Source organism: Streptomyces sp. NPDC094448, assembly GCF_044763775.1.
GTDB lineage: Bacteria > Actinomycetota > Actinomycetes > Streptomycetales > Streptomycetaceae > Streptomyces.
Genome location: NZ_JBIWGU010000008.1, coordinates 299,911 through 317,193 on the forward strand (window position 1 = coordinate 299,911; position 17,283 = coordinate 317,193).

Here is a 17,283-nt window from a genome sequence, read left to right on the forward strand (position 1 = left end):
ATGGAAAGCGAGGCAGGCACCGTGACCGAGCAGAGCCCGCTCGACCTGGCCGAGGGCGATCCCTTCGGTCCGCACAACCTCCCCTACGGCGTCTTCACCACACCCGCCGAACCGGAGCGCCGCCGGATCGGCGTCCGGATCGGGGGGTACGTGCTCGACGCGGGAGCGGCCGCTCTCGCCCTCGGCTCCCCCTATGCCGCGCTCCTCGACCGCCCCACCCTCAACCCCCTGCTCGCGGCGGGACGTACCGCCTGGCGCGATGTCCGGCGGGCCCTGACCGCCTGGGTGACGGTCCCCGCCCACCGGGCCGAAGTGGAGCCGCTGCTCCACCCGCTGGACGGTGTCACGCTCCACCTTCCGTACGAGGTCGCGGACTACGTCGACTTCTACGCCAGCGAGCACCACGCCACCAACGTGGGCCGGATGTTCCGCCCCGACGGCGAACCGCTGACCCCCAACTGGAAGCACCTCCCGATCGGTTACCACGGCCGGGCGGGCACGGTGGTGGTCTCGGGGACGGAGGTCGTACGGCCCCGGGGCCAGCGCAAAGCGCCCGCCGATCCGGCGCCCGTCTTCGGGCCGTCCGTGAAGCTCGACATCGAGGCGGAGGTCGCCTTCCTGGTCGGCACCCCGACCGCGCAGGGCAGCCCGGTGCCGCTCGCGGACTTCCGCGAGCACGTGTTCGGCCTCTCCCTGCTCAACGACTGGTCGGCGCGGGACATTCAGGCCTGGGAGTACGTGCCGCTGGGCCCGTTCCTCGGGAAGTCGTTCGCCACCTCGGTCTCGGCCTGGGTCACCCCGCTGGAGGCCCTGGACGCGGCCCGCACCGCCCCGCCCGCCCGGGACGTCCCGCCCCTGCCGTATCTCGACGACTCCGCCGAGGAGGAGCCGGGCGGCTTCGACATCCGGATCTCCGTGGCGGTCAACGGCCATGTGATCGCGGAACCGCCGTTCGCGGGCATGTACTGGACGGCGGCCCAGCAGCTGGCCCATATGACGGTCAACGGCGCCTCCCTGCGCACCGGTGACCTCTTCGCCTCCGGCACGGTCAGCGGCCCGGAACTCCACCAGCGCGGCTCCCTCCTGGAACTGACCTGGAACGGCCGCGACCCCCTCGCCCTCCCCTCCGGCACCCGCACCTTCCTGGAGGACGGCGACACGGTCACCCTGACCGCCTGGTCCCCGGGCCCGGACGGCACCCGCGTCGGCCTGGGCGAGGTCACGGGCCGTATCACACCGTCGCTCTGACCGGGCGGCGTCAACACCATTTATTCGTTCACCCGTTCGGAGGGGATTCATTCCCTTCCAGCCGGATAACCTGATCGCACCGGCGAGACTCCGTCGCATGGGAGCACTGATGAGCGTCGAACCCGAGGCACCTCAGCCCGAACGGGGCTGGCCCGTGCCACCCGTCGACGGCTGGACCGCTGACGACCTGGACACGCTTCCGAACCTGCCTCCGCACACGGAGCTGATCGACGGGAGCCTTGTTTTCGTGAGTACGCAGAGGTTGTTCCACGCACGGGCCATCAGCTTCATCGAGTGGAAGCTGATGTCTCTCGCACCCGAGGACTACGAGGTCGTCCCGCAGTTCACGATCGACATCGACGGCCAGAACCGGCTGGAACCGGATGTGATCGTGGTGGAAGCCGAGACCGTCGACGGCCACGCCCAGAGCCGGCTCCCCGCCTCGTCCGTCCTCCTCGCCGTCGAGGTCGTCTCCCCCGAGTCCATCAGCCGGGACCGCGAGACCAAGCCCCTCAAATACGCCCGCGCCGGAATCCCCCACTACTGGCGGGTGGAGAACGATGAGGGCCGCGCGGTGGTGTACGTCTTCGAAAGGGAGCCCGCCACCGGGCAGTACGTGCCCACCGGTATCTTCCACGACCGGCTGAAGGTCTCCGTACCCTTCCCGGTCGACCTCGACCTCACGGAGATCACCCCCCGCCGCTCCCGCCGCGGCTGAGCCGCACAGAGCAACGCCCGGGGCCGGGCTCCTCGGCGAGGAGCCCGGCCCCGGGCGTATGCTGCGGCTCCGTCAGCGGACGAAGACGCCCGCCTGGCTCGCCAGGTTCAGGAAGTACTGCGGGGCGACGCCCAAAACCAGGGTGACCGCGACACCGATGCCGATGGCGCCGACCGTCAGGCTCGAAGGGACCGCGACTGTGGGGCCGTTCGGCTGGGGTTCGCTGAAGAACATCAGCACGATGACCCTGATGTAGAAGAACGCGGCGATCGCGGACGAGATCACACCGACCACGACCAGCGCCCCGGCGCCGCTCTCCGCCGCCGCCTTGAACACCGCGAACTTGCCGGAGAAGCCGGAGGTGAGCGGGATTCCGGCGAAGGCCAGCAGGAAGACCGCGAAGACCGCCGCCACCAGGGGTGAGCGCCGGCCGAGACCGGCCCACTGGGAGAGATGCGTGGCCTCGCCGCCCGCGTCGCGGACCAGGGTGACGACCGCGAACGCGCCGAGCGTCACAAAGGAGTAGGCGCCCAGATAGAAGAGGACCGACGAGACTCCGTCCGGCGACACCGCGATCACACCGGCCATGATGAACCCGGCGTGGGCGATGGAGGAGTACGCCAGCAGCCGCTTGATGTCCGTCTGGGTGATGGCGATGATCGCGCCCGCCAGCATGGTCAGGATCGCCACGCCCCACAGCAGCGGCCGCCAGTCCCACTTCAGGCCCGGCAGCACCACGTACATCAGGCGGAGCAGGGCGCCGAAGGCGGCCACCTTGGTCGCCGCGGCCATGAAGCCGGTCACGGGGGTGGGGGCGCCCTGGTAGACGTCCGGGGTCCACATATGGAAGGGGACCGCGCCGACCTTGAAGAGCAGGCCCATCAGGATCAGCGCCGAACCGATCAGCAGCAGAGCGTCGTTGCCCATGGTGTCCGCGAGCGCCGGGTCGATCGTGCGGACGCTGCCGTCGACGACGTCGGCGATCCGCGCGTACGAGACGGAGCCCGCGTACCCGTAGAGAAGGGCGATGCCGAACAGCAGGAACGCCGAGGAGAACGCGCCGAGCAGGAAGTACTTGACGGCGGCTTCCTGCGACATCAGCCGCTTGCGCCGGGCGAGCGCGCAGAGCAGATAGAGCGGGAGGGAGAAGACCTCCAGCGCGATGAAGAGCGTCAGCAGATCGTTGGCGGCCGGGAAGACCAGCATGCCCGCGACCGCGAACAGCGCCAGCGGATACACCTCGGTGGTGGTGAAACCGGCCCGGACCGCCGCCTTCTCGCTCTCACTGCCGGGGACGGACGCGGCCTGGGCGACAAAGGAGTCCACTTCGCTGCCGTGGGCCCTGGGGTCCAGTTTGCGCTCCGCGAAGGTGAAGACCGCGACCAGCGAGACCAGCAGGATCGTGCCCTGGAGGAAGAGCGTCGGGCCGTCGATCGCGATCGCGCCCATGGCGGCGATGTTCACCTTCGAGGTGCCGTAGCCGCCCTCGGCGAGGGCGATGACGGCGGCGAAGGCGGAGACGAGCGCCACCGAGGCCAGCCCCACCTGGGCGTAGTAGCGCGCCCTGCGCGGCAGGAACGCCTCCAGGAGGAGTCCCACGATCGCCGCGCCGACGACGATCAGGACCGGCGCGAGCTGGCCGTACTCGATATCGGGCGCTTTGATCTTGTCGATCGGCTCGGCCGCCGTCGCCCACAGGGTGTGGACAGATGTCGGGCTCACTTGGCCTCCACCTCCGGCCGGGGGTCCTTCTGCTGTACGTCGGACAGGGTGTGCTCGACCGCCGGGTCGACGATCTCCGTCAGCGGCTTCGGATAGACACCGAGGACGAGCAGCAGCACGATCAGCGGGGTGATCACCGCCAGTTCACGCGGCCGCAGATCGGGCATGTTCCGGACTTCCTCCTTGACCGGGCCGGTCATCGTCCGCTGGTAGAGGACGAGAACGTAGAGCGCGGCCAGCACGATGCCGGAGGTGGCGACGATCCCGGCGACCGGATAGCGCGAGAAGGTTCCGACGAGCACCAGGAACTCGGAGACGAACGGCGCGAGTCCCGGCAGGGACAGGGTCGCGAGACCGCCGATCAGGAAGGTGCCCGCAAGCACCGGCGCCACCTTCTGCACTCCGCCGTAGTCCGCGATGAGCCGCGAACCCCGCCGGGAGATCAGGAATCCGGCGACCAGCATCAGAGCGGCCGTCGAGATGCCGTGGTTGACCATGTAGAGCGTGGCCCCGGACTGGCCCTGGGAGGTCATCGCGAAGATGCCCAGGATGATGAAGCCGAAGTGCGAGATGGAGGCATAGGCCACCAGCCGCTTGATATCGCGCTGGCCGACCGCCAGCAGCGCCCCGTACACGATGCTGACCAGCGCCAGCACCACGATCACCGGAGTGGCCCACTTCGATGCCTCCGGGAAGAGCTGGAGACAGAAGCGGAGCATCGCGAAGGTGCCGACCTTGTCGACGACCGCGGTGATCAGCACGGCGACGGGTGCGGTGGACTCGCCCATCGCGTTGGGCAGCCAGGTGTGCAGCGGCCAGAGCGGCGCCTTGATGGCAAAGGCGAAGAAGAAGCCGAGGAAGAGCAGTCGCTCGGTGTTGGTGGCCATATCGAGCTGGCCACTGGCCCTGGCCTCGGCGATCTCCGAGAGCGAGAAGCTCCCGGCGACGACATAGAGCCCGATCACCGCGGCCAGCATGATCAGCCCGCCGACCAGGTTGTACAGCAGGAACTTGACCGCCGCGTACGACCGCTGGGCGGCCGCGTTCTCGTCGGTGCCCTGGTGCGCCCGGTCCCCGAAGCCTCCGATGAGGAAGTACATCGGGATGAGCATGGCCTCGAAGAGGATGTAGAAGAGGAAGACGTCGGTGGCCTCGAAGGAGAGGATCACCATCGCCTCGACCATCAGGATCAGGGCGAAGAAGCCCTGCGTCGGCCGCCAGCGGGAGTTGCCGGTCTCCACCGGGTCGGCATCGTTCCAGCCGGCCACGATGATGAAGGGGATCAGCAGCGCGGTCAGCGCGATCAGCACGGCCCCGATGCCGTCGACACCCAGTTCGTACCGGACGCCGAAGTCGGCGATCCAGCTGTGGGACTCGGTCAGCTGATAGCGCGCCCCGCCCGGTTCGAACCGGACCAGGACGATCGCCGCCAGCGCCAGCGTCGCCAGGGAGAACAGCAGCGCCAGATACTTGGCTGCCTCCTTGCGCGCCGCGGGCACGGCGGCGGTGACGATCGCCCCGACTGCCGGGACCACCGCCGTCGCCGTAAGGAGCGGGAAGGACATCGCAGTTACACCGCCCTCATCAGCAGGGTCGCGGCGATCAGCACCGCCGTACCTCCGAACATCGAGACGGCGTACGAGCGGACGTAGCCGTTCTGGAGCTTGCGCAGCCGGCCGGAGAGCCCGCCGACGGATGCCGCCGTGCCGTTGACGACACCGTCCACCAGGGTGTGGTCGACATAGACCAGGGAACGCGTGAGGTGCTCGCCGCCGCGGACCAGGACCACATGGTTGAAGTCGTCCTGGAGGAGGTCGCGGCGGGCGGCCCGGGTGAGCAGCGAACCGCGGGGAGCGGTGACCGGCACCGGCCGCCGTCCGTACATCCCCCAGGCGATGGCGACGCCGACGACCATCACCACGACCGTGGAGACGGTGACGGTGAGGGCGCTGACCGGCGGATTGCCGTGGCTCTCGCCGGTGACCGGGGCCAGCCAGTGCACGAAGCGGTCGCCGATGCTGAAGAAGCCGCCGGCGAACACCGAGCCGAAGGCCAGCACGATCATGGGGATCGTCATGGTCTTCGGGGACTCGTGCGGATGGGGCAGTTCGCCCTTGTCGTCGGGCTGCCAGCGCTTCTCGCCGAAGAAGGTCAGCACCATCACCCGGGTCATGTAGAAGGCGGTGATGGCCGCGCCGAGCAGAGTGACACCGCCGAGGATCCAGCCCTCGGTGCCGCCCTTGGCGAACGCCGCCTCGATGATCATGTCCTTGGAGAAGAAGCCGGACAGACCGGGGAAGCCGATGATGGCGAGATAGCCGAGACCGAAGGTGACGAAGGTGACCGGCATGTACTTCCGCAGGCCGCCGTACCTCCGCATATCGACCTCGTCGTTCATGCCGTGCATCACGGAGCCCGCGCCGAGGAAGAGCCCGGCCTTGAAGAAGCCGTGCGTCACCAGGTGCATGATGGCGAAGACATAGCCGATCGGGCCCAGCCCGGCCGCCAGGATCATGTAGCCGATCTGCGACATCGTGGACCCGGCGAGGGCCTTCTTGATGTCGTCCTTGGCACAACCGACGATCGCACCGAAGAGCAGGGTGACCGCGCCGACGATGACGACGACGAGCTGGGCGTCCGGCGAGGCGTTGAAGATCGCACCGGAGCGGACGATCAGATAGACGCCCGCGGTCACCATGGTCGCCGCGTGGATCAGGGCCGAGACCGGGGTCGGGCCCTCCATCGCGTCCCCGAGCCACGACTGCAGCGGCACCTGCGCCGATTTGCCGCAGGCAGCGAGCAGCAGCATCAGCCCGATACCGGTCAGGGTCGCGGAGCCCGCCTCGTCGGCCGAGGCCAGCACCGGGGCGAAGGCGAAGGTGCCGAAGGTGGTGAACATCAGCATGATGGCGATGGAGAGGCCGATGTCACCGACCCGGTTGACCAGGAAGGCCTTCTTCGCCGCGGTCGCCGCGCTGGGCTTGTGCTGCCAGAAGCCGATCAGGAGGTACGAGGCGAGGCCGACGCCCTCCCAGCCGAAGTACAGCAGCAGGTAGTTGTCGGCGAGCACCAGCAGCAGCATCGCCGCCAGGAAGAGGTTCAGATAGCCGAAGAAGCGGCGCCGGCGCTCGTCGTGCTCCATATAGCCGATGGAGTAGATATGGATCAGCGTGCCCACACCGGTGATCAGCAGCACGAAGGTCATCGACAGCTGGTCGAGCTGGAAGGCGATATCCGCCTGGAAGCCCTCGACCGGGATCCAGCTGAACAGCTTCTGGTGCAGCAGCCGGTCGTCCGCGGGGCGGCCGAGCATCTCGGCGAAGAGCACCGCGCCGACCCCGAAGGACGCGGCCGACAGCACCGTACCGATCCAGTGGCCGACCCGGTCGAGCCGGCGGCCGCCGCAGAGCAGCACCGCCGCTCCGAACAGGGGCGCCGCGATGAGCAGCGCAATCAGGTTCTCCACGATTCAGCCCCTCACAGCTTCATCAGGCTGGCGTCGTCGACCGAGGCCGAGTGGCGGGAACGGAACAGCGACACGATGATCGCGAGCCCCACCACGACTTCCGCGGCGGCGACGACCATCGTGAAGAAGGCGATGATCTGGCCGTCGAGATTGCCGTGCATCCGGGAGAACGCGACCAGCGAGAGATTGCAGGCGTTGAGCATCAGCTCGATGCACATGAACACCACGATGGCGTTCCGCCTGATCAGGACCCCGGCCGCGCCGATGGTGAACAGCAGAGCGGCGAGGTAGAGGTAGTTGACCGGATTCACCGACTGGCCTCCTCTTCGTCCCGGTCGCGTCCGTCGGCGTCGGAGTCCCGGGCGGTGCCCTGCCCGGCCGCGGACTCGCGGCCGGCGACGGCGACATTGCCGGGCTCCCGGCCGAGCCGCTCCTCGGAACGCTGCTCCAGCGCCTTGAGGTCGGCCATGGCCTCGGCGGACACATCGCGGATCTGACCGCGCTCCCGCAGGGTGCGGCTGACGGAGAGGTCGGAAGGGGTGCCGTCGGGCAGCAGGGCGGCGATGTCCACGGCGTTGTGCCGGGCGTAGACACCGGGGGCGGGCAGCGGCGGCAGGTGTTTGCCCTCGCGGACCCGCTGCTCGGCCAGCTCCCGCTGGGTCAGGGCGCGCTCGGTGCGCTCCCGGTGGGTGAGGACCATGGCGCCGACGGCGGCCGTGATCAGCAGGGCGCCGGTGATCTCGAACGCGAAGACGTACTTGGTGAACAGCAGCGCGGCCAGGCCCTCGACGTTGCCGCCGTGGGCGGCGTTCGCCGTGCCGAGGCCGTTGAAGGTCTGGAGCGAGGCGTTGCCGATACCGGCGATCAGCAGGACGCCGAAGCCGAGTCCGCAGAGCGCGGCGAGCCAGCGCTGCCCCTTCAGGGTCTCCTTCAGGGAGTCGGCGGCGGTGACGCCGACGAGCATCACGACAAAGAGGAACAGCATCATGATCGCGCCGGTGTAGACCACGATCTGGACGACGCCCAGGAAGTAGGCGCCGTTGGCGAGGTAGAACACCGCGAGGATGATCATGGTCCCGGCGAGGCAGAGCGCGCTGTGCACGGCCCGCCGCATCAGGATCGTGCACAGGGCGCCGATGACGGCGACCGTGCCGAGGATCCAGAACTGGACGGCTTCGCCGGTCGAGGTGGTCGACGCGGCGGCCAGGGAGGTCAGACCGGCGGGGTCGAGCCCGGTCGTACGCAGGCCTGTCATGCGTCCACCTCCTCGCCCTTCTCCCCCTTGGAGACGGCGACCTGGGGGACCGTCCCGGGGGCGGCCTCGGTGACCAGGCCCCGGTAGTAGTCCTGTTCGTCCATACCGGGGTAGATGGCGTGGGGGGTGTCCACCATGCGGTCGTCCAGACCGGCGAGGAGCTGCTCCTTGGTGTAGATGAGGTTCTCGCGGGAGCTGTCGGCCAGTTCGAACTCGTTCGTCATCGTCAGCGCCCGGGTCGGGCAGGCCTCGATGCAGAGCCCGCAGAGGATGCAGCGGGCGTAGTTGATCTGGTAGACGCGGCCGTAGCGTTCGCCCGGGGAGTAACGCTCCTCTTCGGTGTTGTCCGCGCCCTCGACGTAGATGGCGTCGGCGGGACAGGCCCAGGCGCACAGCTCGCAGCCGATGCACTTCTCCAGACCGTCCGGATGGCGGTTCAGCTGGTGCCGGCCGTGGAAACGCGGCGCGGTGACCTTCTGCTGCTCCGGATACTGCTCGGTCAGCCGCTTCTTGAACATGGCCTTGAAGGTCACGCCGAAGCCGGCGACCGGATTCAGGAACCTCTCGCCCGGGTCCTGGCCCGGGTCCGAGGGTCCCGGAGCGCCCGTTGTCCCCTCCGGTACCTCCGGCAGCTCCGAACCCGGGGAGTTCTCCGCTCGTTCAGACACCGTCGGCCTCCTTTCCGTCATGCGCCTGTCCGCCGTCCGGACCGTCACTCACAGTATTGACCCCGCCACTGACAATGAGTTCGCGCTCCCGCCTCGGCCGCCTGCGCGGCACCGGCGGCAGGCTCTGTCCGGGCAGCGGCGGTACGGGATAGCCGCCCGCCATCGGGTCGAAGGGCACCGGCGGCTCCTTCGCCGCCGCGGCCTCGGCCTGCCGTTCCTTCCCTCCGCGGAACAGGTCCGCGATAAAGGAGAGCAGCAGTACGGCGATGATCGCGCCGCCCACGTAGAGCAGGATCTGCTGGAAGTCGTAGTCCTCGTTCCGCAGCGCCCGCACGGTGGCGACCAGCATCAGCCAGACCACCGAGACCGGGATCAGGACCTTCCAGCCCAGCTTCATCAGCTGGTCGTAGCGGACCCGTGGCAGCGTGCCGCGCAGCCAGATGAAGAAGAAGAGCAGCAGCTGCACCTTGATGACGAACCAGAGCAGGGGCCACCAGCCGTGGTTCGCGCCCTCCCAGAAGGTGGAGATCGGGTAGGGGGCGCGCCAGCCGCCGAGGAACAGGGTGACGGACACGGCGGAGACGGTGACCATGTTGACGTACTCCGCCAGCATGAACATCGCGAACTTGATGGAGCTGTATTCGGTGTTGAACCCGCCGACCAGGTCGCCCTCGGACTCGGGCATGTCGAACGGCGCCCGGTTGGTCTCGCCGACCATGGTGACGACGTAGATGATGAACGAGACCGGCAGCAGGACGATGAACCAGCGGTCCGCCTGTGCCTCGACGATCGCCGAAGTCGACATCGACCCGGAGTAGAGGAACACGGAGGCGAAGGCGGCGCCCATCGCGATCTCGTACGAGATCATCTGGGCGCAGGAGCGGAGCCCGCCGAGCAGCGGATAGGTGGAGCCGGAGGACCAGCCCGCGAGGACGATGCCGTAGATCCCGACCGAGGCGATGGCGAGGACGTACAGCATCGCGATCGGCAGGTCGGTCAGCTGCATCGTGGTGCGCTGCCCGAAGATGGAGACCTCGTTGCCCGAGGGCCCGAACGGAATGACGGCGATCGCCATGAACGCCGGGATGGCGGCGATGATCGGCGCGAGGACGTAGACGACCTTGTCCGCGCGCTTGACGATGACGTCTTCCTTCAGCATCAGCTTGATGCCGTCGGCGAGGGACTGGAGCATGCCCCAGGGGCCGTGCCGGTTGGGGCCGATGCGGAGCTGCATCCAGGCGACGACCTTGCGCTCCCAGACGATGGAGAACAGCACGGTCAGCATCAGGAACGCGAAGCAGAACACAGCCTTGATGACGATCAGCCACCAGGGGTCGCGCCCGAACATCGACAGGTCCTCGGCCGCGATGACGTTCAGCGTCGGGCCGGTCATGAGCGCACCTCCGGCGCATCCGTCGCCGCCGCGGCGGCGGGGCCGATCCTGACCAGGCGGCCCGGCTGCACCCCGGTGTCGGAGGCGACGCCGCCGCCGGTGGAGTTCAGCGGCAGCCACACCACCCGGTCGGGCATCTCGGTCACTTCGAGGGGCAGGGTGACGGAGCCGGCGGGTCCGGTGACGGTCAGCTCGTCGCCGTCCTTGACCCCGGTCTCGGCGGCGGTGGCAGCCGAGAGCCGGGCGACGGCGGCGTGCCGGGTGCCCGCGAGCGCGTCGTCGCCCTGCTGGAGCAGGCCCTGGTCGAGCAGGAGCCGGTGCCCGGCGAGTACCGCCTCGCCCTCGCCGGCGCGCGGCAGGGGCTGGGAGGCCTCGATGGGCTCGCCCGCCCGGGGGCCGGTCCAGGCGCCGAGGCGGTCCATCTCGGTCCGTACCGCCTTCAGATCGGGCAGGGCGAAGTGGATGTCCATGGCGTCGGCGAGCATGTGCAGCACCCGGGCGTCGCCGGGCGCGAGGCTGCGGGTCATCTGCTCGGGCTTGAGCGCCGCCTCGAAGAGCCGGGCCCGGCCCTCCCAGTTGAGGAAGGTGCCCGCCTTCTCGGCGACGGCGGCGACGGGGAGGACGACGTCCGCCCGCCGGGTGATCTCGGTGGGCCGCTGCTCCAGGGAGACCAGGAAGCCGACGGCGTCCAGGGCCGCGCGGGCGCGGGCCGGGTCGGGCAGGTCGGCGGCCTCGACCCCGGCGACGACGAGTGCGGCGAGTTCGCCGGTGGCCGCGGCCTCGATGATCTGGCCGGTGTCGCGGCCGTAGCCGTGCGGGAGTTCCCGTACCCGCCAGGCCTCGGCGGTCTCCTCGCGGGCCCGCGGATCGGTGGCCGGGCGGCCGCCGGGCAGCAGGGACGGGATCGCGCCCGCCTCCACCGCGCCGCGCTCCCCGGCCCGGCGCGGGATCCACACCAGCCGGGCGCCGGTGGCGGTGGCGGTACGGACCGCGGCGGTCAGCCCGCCGGGGACGCCCGCGAGCCGTTCGCCGACGACGATCACGGCGCCGTCGCGGCGGAGGTCGGCGGCAGCCCGTTCGCCTTCGCCTTCGAGTCCGACGCTGCCGCTGAGCGCGTCCAGCCATTCGGTCTCGGTGCCGGGCGCGGCGGACAGCAGGGTGCCGCCCGCCTTGGTCAGCCCTCGGGTGGCGTGGGTGGCCAGGGCGTAGGTCCGCTGTCCGCGGGTGCGGTGGGCCTTGCGGAGCCGGAGGAAGACGCCGGGCGCCTCCTCCTCGGACTCGAAGCCGACGAGGAGGACGGCGGGTGCCTGCTCCAGTACGGAGTAGGTGATTCCGCTGCCGTCGAGGTCACGGCCGCGGCCGGCCACCCGGGCGGCCAGGAAGTCGGCCTCCTCGGAGGAGTGGACGCGGGCCCGGAAGTCGATGTCGTTGGTGTCCAGGGCGACCCGGGCGAACTTGGCGTAGGCGTAGGAGTCCTCGACGGTCAGCCGGCCGCCGGTGAGGACTCCGGCCCGGCCGCGGGCGGCGGTCAGTCCCGCGGCGGCCGCGGCCAGCGCCTCCGGCCAGCTCGCGGGCGCGAGTTCACCGTCGTCGCCGCGGACCAGCGGGGTGGTGAGCCGGTCCGGCCGCTGGGCGTACCGGAAGCCGAACCTCCCCTTGTCGCAGATCCACTCCTCGTTGACCTCGGGGTCGTCGGCGGCCAGCCTGCGCATCACCTTGCCGCGCCGGTGGTCGGTGCGGGTGGCGCAGCCGCCGGCGCAGTGTTCGCAGACGCTCGGCGAGGAGACCAGGTCGAAGGGGCGGGAGCGGAAGCGGTACGCGGCGGAGGTGAGCGCGCCGACCGGGCAGATCTGGATGGTGTTCCCGGAGAAGTACGACTCGAAGGGGTCGCCTTCGCCGGTGCCGACCTGCTGGAGGGCGCCGCGCTCGATGAGTTCGATCATCGGGTCGCCGGCGATCTGGTTGGAGAAGCGGGTGCAGCGGGCGCAGAGCACGCACCGCTCGCGGTCCAGCAGCACCTGGGTGGAGATCGCGACCGGCTTCTCGTACGTCCGCTTCTTTCCGTCGAAGCGGGAGTCGGTGTCGCCGTGGGACATGGCCTGGTTCTGGAGCGGGCACTCGCCGCCCTTGTCGCAGACCGGGCAGTCCAGCGGATGGTTGATCAGCAGCAGCTCCATCACGCCCTTCTGCGCCTTCTCGGCGACGGGCGAGGTGAGCTGCGAGCGGACGACCATGCCGTCGGTACAGGTGATGGTGCAGGACGCCATCGGCTTGCGCTGGCCCTCGACCTCGACGATGCACTGGCGGCAGGCGCCGGCCGGGTCGAGGAGGGGGTGGTCGCAGAAGCGGGGGATCTCGATGCCGAGGAGTTCGGCGGCGCGGATGACCAGGGTCCCCTTGGGGACGCTGATCTCGGTGCCGTCGATGCTCAGCGTCACGAGATCCTCGGGCGGCACCGGGACCTGGTCGCCCCCGGAGGGAGCGCTGGTGGTCACCGTCATGCGTTCACCTCCGTGGTGGTGGGGTTCCGGTCGGCCCAGACGGTCGACCTGCGGGGGTCGAACGGGCAGCCGCGGCCGTCGAGGTGCCGCTCGTACTCCTCGCGGAAGTACTGGAGCGACGAGAAGATCGGGGACGCGGCGCCGTCGCCGAGGGCGCAGAACGACTTGCCGTTGATGTTGTCGGCGATGTCGTTGAGCTTGTCGAGGTCGGCGGCGGTGCCCTGGCCGGCCTCGATATCGCGCAGCAGCTGGACGAGCCAGTAGGTGCCTTCGCGGCAGGGGGTGCACTTGCCGCAGGACTCGTGGGCGTAGAACTCGGTCCAGCGGGTGACGGCCCGGACGACGCAGGTGGTCTCGTCGAAGCACTGGAGGGCCTTGGTGCCGAGCATGGACCCGGCGGCGCCGACGCCCTCGTAGTCGAGGGGTACGTCGAGGTGGTCCTCGGTCAGCAGCGGGGTGGATGAGCCGCCGGGGGTCCAGAACTTCAGCCGGTGGCCGGGGCGCATTCCGCCGCTCATGTCGAGGAGCTGGCGCAGGGTGATCCCGAGGGGGGCCTCGTACTGGCCGGGGTTGGCGACATGGCCGCTGAGGGAGTAGAGCGTGAAGCCCGCGGACTTCTCGCTGCCCATCGAACGGAACCAGTCCTTGCCCCGGTTGAGGATCGCGGGAACCGATGCGATGGATTCGACGTTGTTGACCACAGTGGGACATGCGTACAGTCCGGCGACCGCGGGGAAGGGGGGTCGCAGCCGGGGCTGGCCGCGCCGTCCTTCCAGGGAGTCCAGCAGTGCGGTCTCCTCACCGCAGATGTACGCGCCCGCGCCCGCGTGCACTGTGATGTCGAGGTCGAGTCCGCTGCCGAGGACGTTCCTGCCGAGGTAGCCAGCTTCGTACGCCTCCCGTACCGCTTCGTGGAGCCGGCGGAGTACGGGCACCACCTCGCCGCGGAGATAGATGAAGGCGTGGTTCGAGCGGATCGCGTAGCAGGCGATGATCATCCCCTCGACGAGGGAATGCGGGTTGGCGAAGAGGAGCGGGATGTCCTTGCAGGTCCCGGGCTCCGATTCGTCGGCGTTGACAACAAGATAGTGGGGTTTGCCGTCGCCCTGCGGGATGAACTGCCACTTCATTCCGGTGGGGAAGCCGGCGCCGCCGCGGCCGCGGAGGCCCGAGTCCTTGACGTAGGCGATGACTTCGTCGGGTGTCATGGCGAGGGCCTTGCGCAGTCCCTCGTAGCCCTCGTGCCGCCGGTAGGTGTCCAGCGTCCAGGAGCGGGCGTCGTCCCAGAAGGCGGAGAGGACGGGGGCGAGGAGCTTCTCCGGGCTGTTCTCCCCGCCGGTTCCGGCTCCGGCCTGATCGCCGTATTCGGTGGACAAGGTCATCACTCCCCCTCCTCGATGGCCGGTCCGGCGGGGGGCTGTGCCGGGCCGGAGGCGGACGGATCGGTGCCACCGGGCCGCGGGGAGACCACCTTGGCGGGCAGCCCCTCGCCCTTGGCGAGCCGGAGCCCGATCAGGGAGGCCGGTCCGGCGCCGCCGGTGGCCTCGACCGCTCCGGGGCGCTCGTCGGGGAAGCCGGCGAGGATCCGCGCGGTGTCCTTGAAGGAGCAGAGCGGGGCGCCGCGGGTGGGTTCGACGGTGAGTCCGGCGCGCAGGTCGTCGACGAGCTGTTTGGCGGACTCGGGGGTCTGGTTGTCGAAGAACTCCCAGTTGACCATCACGACGGGGGCGAAGTCGCAGGCCGCGTTGCACTCGATGTGCTCCAGCGTGACCGCGCCGTCGTCGGTGGTCTCGTTGTTGCCGACGCCGAGGTGCTCCTTGAGCGTCTCGAAGATGGCGTCGCCGCCCATGACCGCGCAGAGCGTGTTGGTGCAGACACCGACCTGGTAGTCCCCGGAGGGCCGGCGCCGGTACATGGAGTAGAAGGTGGCGACCGCGGTGACCTCGGCGGTGGTGAGGTCGAGGATGTCGGCGCAGAACTGCATCCCGGTCCGGCTGACGTACCCCTCTTCGGACTGCACGAGGTGGAGCAGGGGCAGCAGGGCGGAGCGGGAGTCGGGATAGCGGGCGATGATCTCCTGCGCGTCCGTCTCCAGCCGGGTGCGGACCTCGGCCGGGTAGTCGGGTGCGGGGAGCTTGGGCATCCCGAGCTGCACCCCCGGGTTCGACGACTGGGCCGTCATCGGTCGACGCCTCCCATCACGGGGTCGATGGACGCGACGGCGACGATGACGTCGGCGACCTGGCCGCCCTCGCACATCGCCGCCATGGACTGAAGGTTGGTGAAGGACGGATCGCGGAAGTGGACCCGGTAGGGGCGGGTGCCGCCGTCGGACACGACATGGGCGCCGAGTTCCCCCTTGGGGGATTCCACCGCCGCGTACACCTGGCCGGGCGGGACCCGGAAGCCCTCGGTGACCAGCTTGAAGTGGTGGATCAGGGCCTCCATGGAGGTGCCCATGATGTTCTTGATGTGGTCGAGGGAGTTACCGAGACCGTCGGGCCCCAGGGCGAGCTGGGCAGGCCAGGCGATCTTCTTGTCCGCGACCATGACCGGGCCGGGGGCGAGCCGGTCGATGCACTGCTCGACGATCCGCAGCGACTGGCGCATCTCTTCCAGCCGGATCAGGAACCGGCCGTAGGAGTCGCAGGTGTCGGCGGTCGGGACATCGAACTCGTAGGTCTCGTAACCGCAGTAGGGGTCGGTCTTGCGCAGATCGTGGGCGAGCCCGGCGGCGCGCAGGATCGGTCCGGTGGCGCCGAGGGCCATACAGCCGGTGAGGTCGAGATGGCCGACGTCCTGCATCCGGGCCTTGAAGATGGGGTTGCCGGTGGCGAGCGCGTCGTACTGCGGCAGGTTCTTCTTCATGGTCTTCACGAACTCGCGCAGCTGGTCGACCGCGCCGGGCGGCAGATCCTGGGCGAGTCCGCCGGGGCGGATATAGGCGTGGTTCATCCGCAGGCCGGTGATCAGCTCATAGAGGTCGAGGACCAGTTCACGGTCCCGGAACCCGTAGATCATGATCGTGGTGGCGCCCAGCTCCATACCGCCGGTGGCGATGCACACCAGATGGGAGGAGATCCGGTTCAGCTCCATCAGCAGGACCCGGATGACATCGGCGCGCTCGGGGATCTGGTCCTCGATACCGAGCAGCTTCTCCACGGCCAGGCAGTACGCCGCCTCGTTGAAGAACGGCGTCAGATAGTCCATGCGCGTGACGAAGGTGGTGCCCTGCGTCCAGGTGCGGAATTCGAGGTTCTTCTCGATGCCGGTGTGGAGGTAGCCGATACCGCAGCGGGCCTCGGTCACGGTCTCGCCGTCGATCTCCAGGATCAGCCGGAGCACTCCGTGGGTGGAGGGGTGCTGCGGGCCCATATTGACGACGATCCGCTCGTCGTCCGCCTTGGCCGCGGTCTCGACGACCTCGTCCCAGTCGCCGCCGGTGACGGTGTAGACCGGCCCCTCGGTGGTCTCGCGCGCGGCGGACGAGGCGGCTGAGGATGTGCTCACGAGTACGACCTCCGCTGGTCAGGAGCCGGGATCTGGGCGCCCTTGTACTCGACGGCGATGCCGCCGAGCGGATAGTCCTTGCGCTGCGGGAAGCCCTGCCAGTCGTCCGGCATCATGATCCGGGCGAGGGCGGGATGGCCGTCGAAGATCAGCCCGAAGAAGTCGTAGGTCTCCCGCTCGTGCCAGTCGTTCGTCGGATAGACGGCGACCAGGGACGGGACATGCGGGTCGGCGTCCGGTGCGGACACCTCGACCCGGATCAGCCGGCCGTGGGTGAGCGACCGCAGATGGTAGACGGCGTGCAGCTCCCGGCCCTTGTCGTCCGGATAGTGCACTCCGCTCACCCCCGTGCACAGCTCGAACCGGAGGGCGGGGTCGTCGCGCAGGGTGCGGGCGACGGCCAGCAGATGCTCCCGGGCGATATGGAAGGTCAGCTCGTCCCGGTCGACGACGGTCTTCTCGATGGCGTTCTCGGGGACGATGCCCTGCTCTTCGAGGGCGCCTTCGAGTTCATCGGCAACCTCGTCGAAGTAGCCGCCGTAGGGGCGGGTGGCCGGGCCCGGCAGCCGTACGGAACGGATCAGCCCGCCGTACCCGGAGGTGTCACCACCGTTGTCGGCGCCGAACATGCCGCGCTGGACGCGGATCTCCTCGCCGTGTTCACCACGCTGTCCCGGAAGGTTCTGCTCGCTGAGCTCCTTCTCGGGATTGGGTACGTCACTCACTGTGCAGCCCTTTCGTGAGCTTCTCCGCCCGCACGGCTCAGAGGTGCGGCCTTCACTGTCGTCTGCGGCCCGGCGGC

At 69.4% G+C, this 17,283-nt stretch carries 14 protein-coding genes; 2 read left to right on the top strand and 12 right to left on the bottom strand.

Annotated features, from left to right (window positions below):
• Positions 1 to 21 precede the first annotated feature (21 nt).
• On the top strand, positions 22 to 1,248 hold the full coding sequence (gene fahA / locus ACIQ9E_RS17940; RefSeq protein WP_403707853.1) for a fumarylacetoacetase: 1,227 nt from the start codon (positions 22 to 24) through the stop codon (positions 1,246 to 1,248).
• A 109-nt stretch (positions 1,249 to 1,357) separates the two neighbouring features.
• Entirely contained in the window at positions 1,358 to 1,966 is a 609-nt protein-coding gene (locus ACIQ9E_RS17945; protein WP_403707855.1) for a Uma2 family endonuclease, read from the top strand.
• Positions 1,967 to 2,038: 72 nt separating this feature from the next.
• Here the strand turns inward: ACIQ9E_RS17945 and nuoN are convergent, their stop codons facing one another.
• Genes nuoN through ACIQ9E_RS18005 form a run of 12 tightly spaced genes read right to left on the bottom strand, consistent with a single transcriptional unit; the run spans position 2,039 to position 17,206 of the window.
• A complete protein-coding gene (nuoN, locus tag ACIQ9E_RS17950) occupies positions 2,039 to 3,688 on the bottom strand; it encodes an NADH-quinone oxidoreductase subunit NuoN (protein ID WP_403707857.1) in 1,650 nt (549 codons plus the stop codon).
• Positions 3,685 to 5,253 carry an NADH-quinone oxidoreductase subunit M gene (locus ACIQ9E_RS17955; RefSeq protein WP_403707859.1) on the bottom strand — a complete coding sequence of 523 codons (1,569 nt, stop codon included), beginning with the start codon at positions 5,251 to 5,253 and terminating at the stop codon, positions 3,685 to 3,687. Before ACIQ9E_RS17955 ends, nuoN begins: the two co-directional genes overlap by 4 nt.
• A 5-nt stretch (positions 5,254 to 5,258) precedes the next feature.
• Positions 5,259 to 7,154 (bottom strand): NADH-quinone oxidoreductase subunit L, encoded by a 1,896-nt coding sequence (gene nuoL / locus ACIQ9E_RS17960; protein ID WP_403707861.1) that lies wholly within the window; start codon positions 7,152 to 7,154, stop codon positions 5,259 to 5,261.
• A gap of 11 nt (positions 7,155 to 7,165) precedes the next feature.
• Complete coding sequence (gene nuoK, locus ACIQ9E_RS17965; protein WP_006347335.1) at positions 7,166 to 7,465, bottom strand: NADH-quinone oxidoreductase subunit NuoK; 300 nt, start codon at positions 7,463 to 7,465, stop codon at positions 7,166 to 7,168.
• Positions 7,462 to 8,409, bottom strand: coding sequence for an NADH-quinone oxidoreductase subunit J (locus tag ACIQ9E_RS17970; RefSeq protein ID WP_403707863.1), 948 nt, complete (start codon positions 8,407 to 8,409; stop codon positions 7,462 to 7,464). The genes nuoK and ACIQ9E_RS17970 overlap by 4 nt, the downstream gene beginning before the upstream one ends.
• Positions 8,406 to 9,098 carry an NADH-quinone oxidoreductase subunit NuoI gene (gene nuoI / locus ACIQ9E_RS17975; RefSeq protein WP_403707865.1) on the bottom strand — a complete coding sequence of 231 codons (693 nt, stop codon included), beginning with the start codon at positions 9,096 to 9,098 and terminating at the stop codon, positions 8,406 to 8,408. Before nuoI ends, ACIQ9E_RS17970 begins: the two co-directional genes overlap by 4 nt.
• Positions 9,070 to 10,470, bottom strand: coding sequence for an NADH-quinone oxidoreductase subunit NuoH (nuoH, locus tag ACIQ9E_RS17980; RefSeq protein ID WP_403707867.1), 1,401 nt, complete (start codon positions 10,468 to 10,470; stop codon positions 9,070 to 9,072). The genes nuoI and nuoH overlap by 29 nt, the downstream gene beginning before the upstream one ends.
• Positions 10,467 to 12,971, bottom strand: a complete 2,505-nt coding sequence (locus ACIQ9E_RS17985; RefSeq protein WP_403707869.1) for an NADH-quinone oxidoreductase subunit G — start codon at positions 12,969 to 12,971, stop codon at positions 10,467 to 10,469. The genes nuoH and ACIQ9E_RS17985 overlap by 4 nt, the downstream gene beginning before the upstream one ends.
• Positions 12,968 to 14,353: an NADH-quinone oxidoreductase subunit NuoF gene (gene nuoF / locus ACIQ9E_RS17990; protein ID WP_403707871.1), complete on the bottom strand. Its 1,386-nt coding sequence runs from the start codon at positions 14,351 to 14,353 to the stop codon at positions 12,968 to 12,970. Before nuoF ends, ACIQ9E_RS17985 begins: the two co-directional genes overlap by 4 nt.
• Positions 14,353 to 15,153 (bottom strand): NADH-quinone oxidoreductase subunit NuoE, encoded by an 801-nt coding sequence (gene nuoE, locus ACIQ9E_RS17995; protein ID WP_403707873.1) that lies wholly within the window; start codon positions 15,151 to 15,153, stop codon positions 14,353 to 14,355. Before nuoE ends, nuoF begins: the two co-directional genes overlap by 1 nt.
• Positions 15,150 to 16,481: an NADH-quinone oxidoreductase subunit D gene (locus ACIQ9E_RS18000; RefSeq protein WP_006347343.1), complete on the bottom strand. Its 1,332-nt coding sequence runs from the start codon at positions 16,479 to 16,481 to the stop codon at positions 15,150 to 15,152. Before ACIQ9E_RS18000 ends, nuoE begins: the two co-directional genes overlap by 4 nt.
• Positions 16,478 to 17,206 carry an NADH-quinone oxidoreductase subunit C gene (locus ACIQ9E_RS18005; protein WP_403707875.1) on the bottom strand — a complete coding sequence of 243 codons (729 nt, stop codon included), beginning with the start codon at positions 17,204 to 17,206 and terminating at the stop codon, positions 16,478 to 16,480. The genes ACIQ9E_RS18000 and ACIQ9E_RS18005 overlap by 4 nt, the downstream gene beginning before the upstream one ends.
• Positions 17,207 to 17,283: the final 77 nt, after the last annotated feature.